We start from the raw sequence: 12,250 nt of genomic DNA on the forward strand, positions 1-12,250 counted from the left end.
GGAACGCCGATTTCATGCCCACCGGATCATCACGTGCCCACCGCGGACCCCTTCGGGCCGCCCCCCGATATCCCGCACGTCATGTCTCCGTAACCATCGATTCAGACGGTCTTGCGACGCTCAGCCAATGAACCCCGCCGTGCCAGAGCCTTCGCCGCCCCCCGAGGGGCTCGCGGGAAACGGGACCGTGAAGCTCCCTCCCGCACGTTCCGACGCGCCTGTCTCGCCCTTGGCGCGGAAGAATGGGTTCATGAGTCAGCAAGACACCCAGGCAGAGGTCCAGCACGTCCAGCCCTCCGTGGGCTCCATCGCCGCGCACCGGCCACACACCGTGGCGGCGAACGTATCCGACCTCGAGCCCGACATCGATGCGGACCTCGACGCGTACGAGGAGGCACCGGGTGAGGGGGCACCGCTGCCGCAGGGGCGTTTCCTCGACCGGGAGCGCAGCTGGCTCGCGTTCAACGAGCGCGTCCTGGAGCTGGCCGAGGACCCGAACACCCCCCTGCTGGAGCGCGCCAACTTCCTCGCGATCTTCGCCAGCAACCTGGACGAGTTCTTCATGGTCCGGGTGGCCGGTCTGAAGCGCCGGATCGCGACGGGCGTCGCCACCCGTTCCGCCTCCGGACTGCAGCCGCGCGAGGTCCTGGAGATGATCTGGGCCCGCTCCCGCGAGCTGATGGCCCGGCACGCCGCCTGTTACCACGAGGACGTCGCCCCCGCGCTCGCGGAGGAGGGCATCCACCTGGTCCGCTGGAACGAGCTGACCGAGAAGGAGCAGGCGCGCCTCTTCACGCTCTTCCGGCACCAGATCTTCCCGGTCCTCACCCCGCTGGCCGTGGACCCCGCGCACCCGTTCCCGTACATCTCCGGCCTCTCCCTGAACCTGGCCGTCGTCGTACGCAACCCGGTCAGCGGCCACAAGCACTTCGCCCGGGTGAAGGTGCCGCCGCTGCTGTCCCGCTTCCTGGAGGCCGCGCCCGGCCGGTACGTCCCGCTGGAGGACGTCATCGCCGCGCACCTGGAGGAGCTGTTCCCGGGCATGGAGGTCGTGGAGCACCACGCCTTCCGGCTGACCAGGAACGAGGACCTGGAGGTCGAGGAGGACGACGCCGAGAACCTGCTCCAGGCCCTGGAGAAGGAGCTCATGCGGCGCCGCTTCGGGCCGCCGGTGCGCCTGGAGGTCGAGGAGTCCATCGACCGCGAGGTGCTGGACCTGCTGGTGCGCGAGCTGAAGATCAGCGAGGCCGAGGTGTACCCGCTGCCGGGTCCCCTGGACCTCACCGGTCTCTTCCGCATCGCCGGCATCGACCGTCCCGAGCTGAAGTACCCGAAGTTCATCGCGGGCACCCACCGTGACCTCGCCGAGGTCGAGTCGGCGTCCGCGCCCGACATCTTCGCGGCCCTGCGCAGCCGGGACGTCCTGCTGCACCACCCGTACGACTCCTTCTCGACGTCCGTGCAGGCCTTCGTCGAGCAGGCGGCCGAGGACCCGGACGTCCTCGCGATCAAGCAGACCCTGTACCGGACCTCCGGCGACTCCCCGATAGTCAACGCGCTCATCGACGCCGCCGAGGCCGGCAAGCAGGTCCTGGTCCTGGTCGAGATCAAGGCCCGCTTCGACGAGCACGCCAACATCAAGTGGGCGAAGCGGCTGGAGGAGGCCGGCTGCCACGTCGTGTACGGCCTGGTCGGCCTGAAGACCCACTGCAAGCTGTCCCTGGTGGTCCGCCAGGAGGGCGAGACACTGCGGCGCTACAGCCATGTCGGCACGGGCAACTACCACCCGAAGACGGCACGCCTGTACGAGGACCTCGGCCTGCTCACCGCCGACCCGCAGGTCGGCGCGGACCTCTCCGACCTCTTCAACCGTCTCTCCGGCTACTCCCGCCGCGAGACGTACCGCCGGCTGCTGGTCGCCCCCAAGTCCCTGCGGGACGGCTTGATCGCGCGGATCGACAAGGAGGTCCAGCACCACCGGGCGGGCCGTCCGGCCTTCGTCCGTATAAAGGTCAACTCGATAGTCGACGAGGCGCTCATCGACGCCTGCTACCGGGCGTCCCAGGCGGGCGTGCCGGTCGACATCTGGGTGCGCGGCATCTGTGCCGTCCGCCCCGGCGTCGCGGGTCTGTCGGAGAACGTCCGGGTCCGCTCGATCCTCGGCCGGTTCCTCGAACACTCCCGGGTGTTCGCCTTCGGCAACGGCGGCGAGCCCGAGGTGTGGATCGGCAGCGCCGACATGATGCACCGCAACCTCGACCGCCGGATAGAGGCCCTGGTCCGGGTCACCGACCCCGGCCACCGGGCAGCCCTCAACCGGCTGCTCGACACCGGCATGTCCGACACCACCGCCTCCTGGCACCTCGGCCCCGACGGCGAGTGGACCCGGCACGCGACCGACGCGGACGGACAGCCCCTGCGCAACGTCCAGGAGATGCTCATAGACGCCCGGAGGCGCCGGCGTGGCACAGCAACACCTTGACCCGACGGACCCCACAGCCACGGAGGTGACGGGGGACGCCCTGGCGGGCTATCTGCGCGCCCAGGCAACGGAGTTCCTCCGCGCGCTGCGCCTGCAGCGGGAGAACGGGGGCGCGGCGGGCGGCGCGGAGGAGTCCGTCGACGCGGCCCGGGCGCTGCGCCGCTCGGCCCGCCGCATCAGCGGCAGCCTGCACACGTTCCGCCCTCTCCTCGACGCCGACTGGTCGGAGGAGATGCGGCCCGAACTGGCCTGGCTGTCCGGCACGTTGGGCCTTGAACACGCCTACGAGTCCCGGCTGGAACGGCTGTTGCAGGCGCTGCATCGGTTGTCGGGCTCCACGACGCTGCCCGCACAGGTGACGACGCTGGGCGCCGTCGACGTGGCCGCGGGCGGTCGCGCCGGTGGTCCGGCCCGCCCGGCGCCCACCGTGGAACGCGGCAACCTGACGGTCGGCGCGGCAAAGGCAGGCGCCCTGCTGGAACGCCAGCTGACCCTGGCCCGCACCCGCGCCCACTCCACGGCCCTCCAGGCCCTGGGATCGAGCCGCTTCCACGCTGTCGCCGACAAGGTCGCCGTACTCGCCAGCGAGGTCCCCCTCACCCCGGCCGCCCCCAGCACCGGGCTGCGCCCCCTCGCGGCCGCCGCCGAGGAACGCCTCACGGACGCCGTCGCCGCCCTCCCCCTGCTCACCGCGGGCCACCCCTACAACGCGGAGGCCCTGGTACACGGCCTGTCCCCGGACCCGTCCCCGCACCCCCAGGACGGCCCCTGGCACCAGGTCCGCCTGCTGCTGCGCCTGCACCGCTACGCCATCGAGGTGCTGTGCGGAGGCAGCATCCCCGTGGACGTACGTCTGCTGGCGGCGGGCCGGGCCCTGAACCGGCACCGGGACGCCTCGGAGGCGGCGGCCGCGGCCGCGCAGGCCGCCCGTACGCCCCGCATCGCACCGGCGACGGCGTACGCGCTCGGCGTGCTCCACGCCGACCAGCGGCACGAGGTCGAGGCGGCCCGGTTCGCCTTCCAGCAGGCGTGGCAGAAGCAGACGGTCAACGCACCCTGAACCCTCCCGAGGAGACGGTGTGAACGACACCTTGGTCCTGGCCGCGGGCTGCGTGCTGTGGCGCCGCTCACCGGTGGACGACGTGCTGGAGGTCTGTCTCGTCCACCGGCCGAAGTACGACGACTGGTCCCACCCGAAGGGCAAGCTCAAGCGGGGTGAGGACGCGCTCGCGGGTGCCCTGCGCGAGGTCGCCGAGGAGACGGGTTACAGCGCCGAGCCCGGCAACGAACTGCCGACCCTGCACTACCTGGCCAACGGCCGCCCCAAGCAGGTGCGTTACTGGGCGGCCGAGGCGGTCACCGGGCGGTTCACCCCGAACAACGAGGTGGACCGCATCCTGTGGCTCTCCCCCACCGCGGCCCGGGGCCGGCTGACCCAGCCCCGCGACCGCGACCTCGTGGACACCCTCGTGCGGGAGTTCGAGCACAGATAGCGGCCGGGGCCCTCACACGCCCGACGAGTGGCCGTCCGCGTCCGTTCTGGCCTGGCTGCGCGCCCGGCGGGCCGGGCCGCGCCAGCCGCAGGTGCAGCGGGCCACACAGAAGCGTCCCTGCTCGGTCGTCGTCGTGAGGTGCTCCTGCCCCTGCCGGAATCGCTCCGGCCCCTCCTGCTGCGCCACGCCGACAACGTTACCGACATCCCGGTTAAAGCGTTTGTATGCCCTTTCCCAGCCTTCCGCAGCGCGTGACGGCACTCCCTACTCGTCGTTAACCGGAACGACAGGGGGCCCGTGACGGACGTACCGGCTGGGGGTAGGCAGGCGATGGATCGGCGGCAGCAGAGGCGCGCGGGCAGGACGGTCGTCGCGGTGGGGATCATGATCGGGCTCGGCGCGGGTGCCACGGGGTGCTCCAGCAGCGGGGCCGCGGCCGAGGGCGTGAACGGCGCGGGCGGCGACCCCGTGGCCACCCTGCAGCGGGCCGCCGACACCCTGCGCGGCGCGGGCAGCTCCAAGGCCACCACATCCATGGAGATGGCGACCGGCGGCACCCGGGTCACCATCCGCGGCAGGGGTGTCTACGACTACCGGCACCGGCTCGGACAGCTGACCGTGATCCTGCCGGAGGACCCCGCGGGCACCTCCGAGCACCGTCCCATCACCGAGCTTCTCGCCCCCGGCGCCCTGTTCATGAAGAACCGGGGCGCGGGGGTGCCCACCGACAAGTGGGTGCGGGTGGACACCGCGAGCCTGTCCGACGGCAACCTCGTCACGGGCGGCGCGACGGACCCGTACGCCGCCGCGGAGGTGCTGCGCGGGACGCGTACGGCGACGTACATGGGGCGGACCGAGGTCGGCGGCACACAGGTGCGGCACTACCGCGGGACGGCCGATCTGTCCCACGCGTCGAGGAATGCCTCGGCCGACGACCGGGCGTCCCTGGCAGCGGCAGCGAAAGGGTTCGCCACGGCCGAGGTTCCGTTCGACGCCTATCTGGACGACGCGGGCCGCATCCGCAAGCTGCGCCAGCACTTCAGCTTCGTCAACGGCCGCGAGAAGACCGCCGTGGCGGTCGCCTCGACGACCCTGCTGTACGACTTCGGCACCCCCGTGGACGTGCGTCTGCCGAGCCCGAAGGACATCTACGCGGGCCGTATCGCCGACAGCGCGGCCGAAAACCGGTCGGCGCACTAGTCCGGGTCGCCACCCACGAACTAGCCCGTCCGTGCCATGCGCGGTGTGTAGACCGCTCCCTACTCTAGGAAGTCGGTGACGGTTGAGAAGAGGTGATGCACGTGGCTCCGGTCGGCGGTACGGCAGTTCAGGACCACGTGGCCCTCGCCGAGATCGAGCTGTGCGGAGAGCTGATCATCGCCGCCTCGGCCGCCGAGGACCGGCTGAGCCTGGCGAGCATCGACGAGGTGCTGCGGGTGGCCGAGGAACGGGAGTCCGCCGAGGTCTGATCGGGCCCTGCCGGACCTGATCACGCCCCGCCGGCTCCGGTCAGGTGCGCAGGAGCCGGCCGATCGCCTTCGTGGCCTCGTCCACCTTCGCGTCGATCTCGTCCCCGCCCTTGAGGGCCGCGTCCGCGACACAGTGCCGCAGGTGCTCCTCCAGCAGCTGCAGGGCGAAGGACTGCAGGGCCTTGGTGGAGGCGGACACCTGGGTGAGTATGTCGATGCAGTAGGTGTCCTCGTCGACCATGCGCTGCAGACCGCGGATCTGCCCCTCGATCCGGCGCAGCCGCTTGAGGTGCTCGTCCTTCTGCTTGTGGTAACCGTGCGTGGCGCCGGCCTCGGTCGTCGTCATCGCGGGCCTCCATCTCGGGACGAACTGAGGAAATATACCCCTGGTGGGTATATGGTAACGAATTTTGCTGGGTAGAGGGCCCTTGGTACGCCCCGGTGCTGATCACCATGCCCGATGGGTGACACTGGGGGACGACCCGATAGCCGTGGCCGGATGTTGCGCCTAGCATCAGCCTGACCGAAACCGAAGCACCCCGAGGACCACACGTGCGCTTTCGTCTGACCCCCAGGGAGACGAGCTTCTACGACATGTTCGCCGCATCCGCGGACAACATCGTCACCGGCTCGAAACTCCTGATGGAACTGCTCGGGGCGGACGCGTCTGCCCGGGCCGAGATCGCAGAGCGTATGCGGGCCGCGGAACACGCAGGTGACGACGCCACGCACGCGATCTTCCACCAGCTGAACTCCTCGTTCATCACGCCGTTCGACCGCGAGGACATCTACTCCCTCGCCGGTTCCCTGGACGACATCATGGACTTCATGGAGGAGGCCGTCGACCTCGTCGTCCTCTACAACGTCGAAGAGCTGCCGAAGGGTGTCGAGCAGCAGATCGAGGTGCTGGCGCGCGCTGCAGAACTGACGGCCGAAGCGATGCCCAACCTGCGCACGATGGACAACCTCACCGAGTACTGGATCGAGGTGAACCGTCTGGAGAACCAGGCGGACCAGATCCACCGCAAGCTGCTGGCCCACCTCTTCAACGGCAAGTACGACGCGATCGAGGTGCTCAAGCTCAAGCAGATCGTGGACGTCCTGGAAGAGGCCGCGGACGCGTTCGAGCACGTGGCGAACACGGTGGAGACCATCGCCGTCAAGGAGTCCTGAGGCGTCGATGGACACCCTCGCTCTCATCGTGACCATCGCGGTCGCGCTCTTCTTCACGTACACGAACGGTTTCCACGACTCCGCGAACGCGATCGCGACGTCGGTGTCGACGCGGGCGCTGACCCCGCGGGCGGCGCTCGCCATGGCCGCGGTGATGAACCTCGCGGGTGCCTTCCTGGGTTCCGGGGTCGCCAAGACGGTCAGCGAGGGTCTGATCGAGACGCCCCAGGGCTCGCGCGGGATGGGAATCCTCTTCGCGGCCCTGCTCGGCGCGATCGTCTGGAACCTCGTCACCTGGTACTTCGGCCTGCCCTCCTCCTCCTCCCACGCCCTCTTCGGCGGTCTGGTGGGGGCGGCGCTGGCGGGCGGCACCGAGGTGCTCTGGAACGGCGTCCTGGACAAGGTCGTCATCCCGATGTTCCTGTCGCCGGTCGTCGGCCTGCTCGTCGGCTACCTGGTCATGACGGCGATCCTGTGGCTGTTCCGCAGGTCCAACCCGCACAAGGCCAAGCGGGGCTTCCGCATAGCCCAGACCGTCTCGGCGGCCGGCATGGCCCTCGGTCACGGCCTCCAGGACGCCCAGAAGACCATGGGTGTCGTGGTGATGGCACTGGTGATTTCCGGCCACGAGACGTACGGCGACCCGATCCCGGTCTGGGTGAAGATCGTCTGTGCCGTCATGCTGTCCCTCGGTACGTACGCCGGCGGCTGGCGGATCATGCGCACACTGGGCCGCAAGATCATCGAGCTCGACCCGCCGCAGGGCTTCGCGGCGGAGACCACCGGTGCGTCGATCATGTTCACCACCGCGTTCCTCTTCAAGGCGCCGATCTCGACCACCCACGTGATCACGTCCGCGATCATGGGCGTCGGCGCGACGAAGCGAGTGAACGCCGTCCGCTGGGGCGTGGCCAAGAACATCGTCATGGGCTGGTTCATCACGATGCCGGCGGCGGCCCTGGTGGCAGCCGCGTGCTTCGGCCTCCTGAACCTGACGATCCTGTAATCCACGGACTCGCCCCACCACACCCACCCACCTCGGTCCGCTGAAAGCCGGCCGAAGGGGGTGGGTGTTCGCTTTCCCAGCCACCCGAAACACCCATCCCCCTCACCCGGCACGCTGACCGACCGAGACACCCGCCCCCTCACTCGACCTCCCAGCCGCCCGAGACACCCACCCCAGCCCCTCGTCCGACCTCTCCGCCACCCGAAGCCCCCCCCGCCCGGCCTCCCAGCCAACCGAAACACCCACCCCCTCGCCCGGCCTGTCAGCCGACCGAGACGGGTGGGTGGGTGGGAAAGACGGGGACCAGGGGCGAAGCCCCGGCGGGGTCGGGGGCGGAGCCCCCGGACCATCACCGAGGCCGAAAGCAGTGGGCCCGCCCCCGGGAGCCAGGGGCGGGCCCTCTTGCATCCTCGCGGTGGCACCGCCATGCAGCACCGCGAGGGGATCGGGGAGGCTCAGCCGAAGCGGCCCGAGATGTAGTCCTCCGTAGCCTGGACCGAGGGGTTCGAGAAGATCCGCTCGGTGTCGTCGATCTCGATCAGCCGGCCCGGCTGACCGACCGCGGCGAGGTTGAAGAACGCCGTACGGTCGGACACACGCGCGGCCTGCTGCATGTTGTGCGTCACGATGACGATCGTGAACCGTTCCTTCAGCTCACCGATCAGGTCCTCGATCGCGAGCGTCGAGATCGGGTCCAGGGCCGAGCACGGCTCGTCCATGAGCAGCACCTTCGGCTCGACCGCGATCGCACGGGCGATGCAGAGCCGCTGCTGCTGACCACCGGACAGACCGGAGCCCGGCTTGTTCAGGCGGTCCTTCACCTCGTTCCAGAGGTTCGCGCCCTTGAGGGACTTCTCGACGATCTCGTTCAGCTGGGACTTCTTGTAGCTGCCGTTCAGCCGCAGCCCCGCCGCCACGTTCTCGAAGATCGACATCGTCGGGAACGGGTTCGGGCGCTGGAAGACCATGCCGACCTCGCGGCGCACCGACACCGGGTCGACGCCGGCGCCGTACAGGTCCTCGTCGTCGAGCAGCACCTTGCCCTCGACGCGGCCACCGGGCGTGACCTCGTGCATACGGTTCAGCGTGCGCAGGAACGTCGACTTGCCACAGCCGGAGGGGCCGATGAACGCCGTCACCGAGCGGGGCTCGACGGTCATCGAGATGTCTTCGATCGCCTTGTGGGAGCCGTAGTAGGCGGTGAGTCCGCTTACGTCGATTCGCTTGGCCATGTCTACTTCACTTCCAGAAATTCAAGCTCGGTCGCTGTATGGCCGCAGTCAGCGACCGGTCTTCGGGGCCTTCCAGCGGGCGATCGCCCGGGCCACCAGGTTGAGGATCATCACGAAGGCGATCAGCGTGAGCGATGCCGCCCAAGCCCTGTCGTACGCCGCTCCGGAACCCGCGCTGTTCGCGAACTGCTGGTAGATGTACAGCGGCAGCGACGCCTGCGCACCCTCGAAGGGGTTGTTGTTGATGAACGGGTTGCCGAACACCAGCAGCAGCACCGGCGCGGTCTCACCGGCGATGCGGGCCACCGCCAGCATGACACCGGTGGTGATGCCGCCGATGGAGGTCGGCAGGACCACCTTCAGGATGGTGCGCCACTTCGGCACGCCGAGCGCCAGGGACGCCTCGCGCAGCTCGTTCGGAACGAGCTTGAGCATCTCCTCGGTGGACCGGACGACGACCGGCATCATCAGGATGGCCAGGGCCAGCGAACCGGCGAAGCCGAACGGCTGCATCTTGAAGATGAGCATCAGGCTGAGGATGAACAGACCCGCGACGATCGACGGGATGCCCGTCATGACGTCGACGAAGAAGGTGACCGACTTGGCGAGCCTGCCCCGCCCGTACTCCACGAGGTAGATCGCGGTCATCACGCCGATCGGGGCGCCGATCAGGGTGGCGAGGCCGACCTGCTCCAGGCTGCCGATGATGGCGTGGTAGATGCCGCCGCCGGGCTCGGTGTCGGCGACGACGCCCATCGAGTGGGTCAGGAAGTAGACGTTCAGGACCTTCGCACCGCGCGCGACGGTCACCCAGATCAGGGAGACCAGCGGCACCACGGCGATCACGAAGGCGACCCAGACCAGGCTGGTCGCGATGCGGTCCTTGGCCTGCCGGCGGCCCTCGACGCTCGCGGCGATCACATACGTGCCGAGGACGAACAGGACCGCGGCGATCAGACCCCACTGGATCTTGCTGTCGAGACCGGCGGCCAGCGAGATGCCGATACCCAGGGCGATGGAGCCCGCGGCGATCGCCCACGGGGACCACTTGGGCAGGTTGGCGGCGCGCAGCGTGCTGGGGCGCTTGTCGGTGACGGCTGCGGTGCTCATGCGTTGGCCCCCGAGTACTCCGCGCGACGGGCGATGATCAGCCGGGCCGCGCCGTTGACCAGCAGTGTGATGACGAACAGGACGAGACCGGACGCGATGAGCGCGTCCCGGCCGAACTCGTTCGCCTCGCTGAACTTGCTGGCGATGTTCTGGGCGAAGGTGCCGCCGCCCGGGTTGAGCAGGCTGGCCTGGATGTCGAAGGACGGGGAGAGCACGGTGGCCACGGCCATCGTCTCGCCGAGCGCGCGGCCGAGGCCGAGCATCGACGCGGAGATCACGCCGGAGCGGCCGAAGGGCAGCACGGCCATGCGTACGACCTCCCAGCGCGTGGCGCCGAGGGCCAGGGCCGCCTCCTCGTGCATCCGCGGGACCTGGCGGAAGACCTCACGGCTCACGTTGGTGATGATCGGCAGGATCATGATCGCGAGCAGGATGCCGACCGTGAGCATCGAGCGCGGGGCGCCCTGGTCCCAGGAGAAGAGGCCGGTCCAGCCGAAGAAGTCGTTGAGCCAGCCGTAGAGGCCGTTCATGTGCGGCACGAGGATCAGCGCGCCCCACAGGCCGTACACGATGGAGGGCACGGCGGCGAGCAGGTCGATCACGTACGCGACGGGGCCGGCCATCCGGCGCGGTGCGTAGTGCGTGATGAACAGCGCGATGGAGACCGCGACCGGGACCGCGAGGGCCATGGCGATGATCGAGGAGACGATCGTGCCGAAGGCCAGCACCGCGATGCCGAAAGTCGGCGGGAGGATGTTGGTGTTCCACTCGAAGGTGGTCAGGAAGTTGCCGTGGTCCTTGCTGATCGCGAGCGAGGCGCGATAGGCGAGGAAGATCGCGATCGCGGCCATGACCGCGAGCAGCAGGATGCCCGAGCCGCGCGACAGACCGAGGAAGATGCGGTCACCGGCGCGGCTCGCGGAGCGGGACCCGCTCTTGTGCTGGGCCGCTTTCGGCTGGGGGGTGGGAGGAGATGCGTCTGTTGTCTGCGTCGATATGTCCATCGGGTTCTCCGGTCTGCGGAGCCGCGCGATGGGCGGCTCCATGGAGACGCTCCCCAACGGTGCGGGGGTGCGACTCCGGGCGGCGGTGCACCGGACGGTGCGGCCCGGATCGGTGAGAACCGGGCCGCACTCCTCGGATCAGGTCAGCTCAGGCCCTCGATGGTGGTGCGGACCTTGGCGATGATCTCGTCGGGGACGGGGGCGTAGTCGATCGTGGAGAGGATCTTCTGGCCGTCCTCGCTGGCGATGTAGCGCAGGAACGCCTTGGTGGCGGGCAGGGTGTCCGCCTTGTTGCCCTTGTCGCAGGCGATCTCGTAGGTGACCAGGGTGATCGGGTAGGCGCCGTCGGCCTTGGTCTTGTAGTCCAGCTGGAGCGTGAGGTCCTTGCCGGTGCCGACGACCTTCGCGGCGGCGATGTCGGCGGTGGCGCTCTCGGTGCTGGGGGCGACCGGCTTGCTGGCACCCGTGTTGATGGAGACGGCCTTGATGCCGTCCTTGACGTAGGACAGCTCGAAGTAGCCGATGGCGCCGGAGGTCTGCTTGACCTGCTGGGCCACACCCGCGGACTGCGGAGCGGACTGGCCGCCCTTCGCCTGCCAGGCCTTGCCGCCGGAGTACTTCCAGTTGCCCGGGGTGGTGGCGATCAGGTACTTGGTGAAGTTGTCCGTGGTGCCGGACTCGTCCGAGCGGTGGAACGCCTGGATCTTCAGGTTGGGCAGCTTGACGCCCGGGTTGAGCTTGGCGATCGCCTTGTCGTTCCAGTTGGTGATCTTGCTGTCGAAGATCTTGGCGAGCGTCGGGGCGTCCAGGACCAGGTTGTCGACACCCGGGACGTTGTAGCCGAGCGCGATCGGGCCGCCGACCATCGGGAGGTCGATGCCCTGGCCGCCGTTGCAGATCTTCTTGGAGGCCGCAACCTCTTCGGGCTTCAGCGCCGAGTCGGAACCGGCGAAGGCCACCTGGCCCTGGGTGAACGCGGTGACACCGGCACCGGAGCCGCCACCCTTGTAGTTGATCTGCACGCCACAGGCCTGCGAGAAGTTCTTGACCCAGGCGTCGATCGCGTTCTTCTGCGCGGAGGAGCCGTCGGCGAGCAGCTGGCCCTTGGCGTTGTCGCACTTGATGGCGCCCGCGCTGGCCGAGGAGGCCGGCTTGCCGGAGCCCGTGTTGTTGCCGTTGTCGTCGGAGCCGCACGCCGTGAGGGCCAGGGCGCCGGAGACGGCGAGAGCACCGAGAGACAGGGCGCGCAGCCGGTTCTTGCGCTGAAGCATCACTTTCGGA

13 protein-coding genes are annotated in these 12,250 nt (G+C 69.3%); 7 read left to right on the forward strand and 6 right to left on the reverse strand.

The window, feature by feature from the left end; all coding sequences use genetic code 11:
• Positions 1–127: 127 nt before the first annotated feature.
• Genes AC07DS_RS30530 through AC07DS_RS30540 form a run of 3 tightly spaced genes read left to right on the forward strand, consistent with a single transcriptional unit; the run spans position 128 to position 3,975 of the window.
• Entirely contained in the window at positions 128–2,482 is a 2,355-nt protein-coding gene (locus AC07DS_RS30530; RefSeq protein ID WP_479150448.1) for an RNA degradosome polyphosphate kinase, read from the forward strand.
• Positions 2,463–3,542 (forward strand): CHAD domain-containing protein, encoded by a 1,080-nt coding sequence (locus tag AC07DS_RS30535; RefSeq protein ID WP_479150450.1) that lies wholly within the window; start codon positions 2,463–2,465, stop codon positions 3,540–3,542. Before AC07DS_RS30530 ends, AC07DS_RS30535 begins: the two co-directional genes overlap by 20 nt.
• A gap of 19 nt (positions 3,543–3,561) precedes the next feature.
• Entirely contained in the window at positions 3,562–3,975 is a 414-nt protein-coding gene (locus tag AC07DS_RS30540) for an NUDIX hydrolase (protein ID WP_479150452.1), read from the forward strand.
• A gap of 12 nt (positions 3,976–3,987) precedes the next feature.
• On the opposite strand, the gene AC07DS_RS30545 is transcribed toward AC07DS_RS30540, so the two are convergent.
• Complete coding sequence (locus tag AC07DS_RS30545; RefSeq protein WP_479150454.1) at positions 3,988–4,161, reverse strand: hypothetical protein; 174 nt, start codon at positions 4,159–4,161, stop codon at positions 3,988–3,990.
• A 144-nt stretch (positions 4,162–4,305) separates the two neighbouring features.
• Between AC07DS_RS30545 and AC07DS_RS30550 the strand changes: the two genes are divergently transcribed.
• Positions 4,306–5,175 (forward strand): SCO4651 family lipoprotein, encoded by an 870-nt coding sequence (locus AC07DS_RS30550; protein ID WP_479150456.1) that lies wholly within the window; start codon positions 4,306–4,308, stop codon positions 5,173–5,175.
• A gap of 95 nt (positions 5,176–5,270) precedes the next feature.
• Positions 5,271–5,444 carry a hypothetical protein gene (locus AC07DS_RS30555; RefSeq protein WP_186581325.1) on the forward strand — a complete coding sequence of 58 codons (174 nt, stop codon included), beginning with the start codon at positions 5,271–5,273 and terminating at the stop codon, positions 5,442–5,444.
• A gap of 40 nt (positions 5,445–5,484) precedes the next feature.
• Here the strand turns inward: AC07DS_RS30555 and AC07DS_RS30560 are convergent, their stop codons facing one another.
• Entirely contained in the window at positions 5,485–5,790 is a 306-nt protein-coding gene (locus AC07DS_RS30560) for a metal-sensitive transcriptional regulator (RefSeq protein WP_020940900.1), read from the reverse strand.
• A 206-nt stretch (positions 5,791–5,996) separates the two neighbouring features.
• Here AC07DS_RS30560 and AC07DS_RS30565 point away from each other — a divergent pair, with 206 nt between their 5' ends.
• The gene (locus tag AC07DS_RS30565; protein WP_094216994.1) at positions 5,997–6,617 is read left to right on the forward strand and encodes a DUF47 domain-containing protein; all 621 of its coding nucleotides are present in this window, start codon (positions 5,997–5,999) and stop codon (positions 6,615–6,617) included.
• Between the two features lie 7 nt (positions 6,618–6,624).
• Positions 6,625–7,623, forward strand: a complete 999-nt coding sequence (locus AC07DS_RS30570) for an inorganic phosphate transporter (RefSeq protein WP_336114162.1) — start codon at positions 6,625–6,627, stop codon at positions 7,621–7,623.
• 455 nt (positions 7,624–8,078) lie between these two features.
• Here AC07DS_RS30570 and pstB read toward each other — a convergent pair whose 3' ends face one another.
• The 4 genes from pstB to pstS form a co-directional block, all read right to left on the reverse strand.
• Complete coding sequence (pstB, locus tag AC07DS_RS30575; protein ID WP_145875801.1) at positions 8,079–8,855, reverse strand: phosphate ABC transporter ATP-binding protein PstB; 777 nt, start codon at positions 8,853–8,855, stop codon at positions 8,079–8,081.
• A gap of 48 nt (positions 8,856–8,903) precedes the next feature.
• On the reverse strand, positions 8,904–9,965 hold the full coding sequence (gene pstA / locus AC07DS_RS30580; RefSeq protein ID WP_479150462.1) for a phosphate ABC transporter permease PstA: 1,062 nt from the start codon (positions 9,963–9,965) through the stop codon (positions 8,904–8,906).
• Positions 9,962–10,969 (reverse strand): phosphate ABC transporter permease subunit PstC, encoded by a 1,008-nt coding sequence (pstC, locus tag AC07DS_RS30585; RefSeq protein WP_479150523.1) that lies wholly within the window; start codon positions 10,967–10,969, stop codon positions 9,962–9,964. The genes pstA and pstC overlap by 4 nt, the downstream gene beginning before the upstream one ends.
• Before the next feature lie 143 nt (positions 10,970–11,112).
• A complete protein-coding gene (pstS, locus tag AC07DS_RS30590; protein WP_479150463.1) occupies positions 11,113–12,243 on the reverse strand; it encodes a phosphate ABC transporter substrate-binding protein PstS in 1,131 nt (376 codons plus the stop codon).
• Between the last annotated feature and the right edge of the window lie 7 nt (positions 12,244–12,250).

Source organism: Streptomyces sp. NPDC044064, from assembly GCF_056434245.1.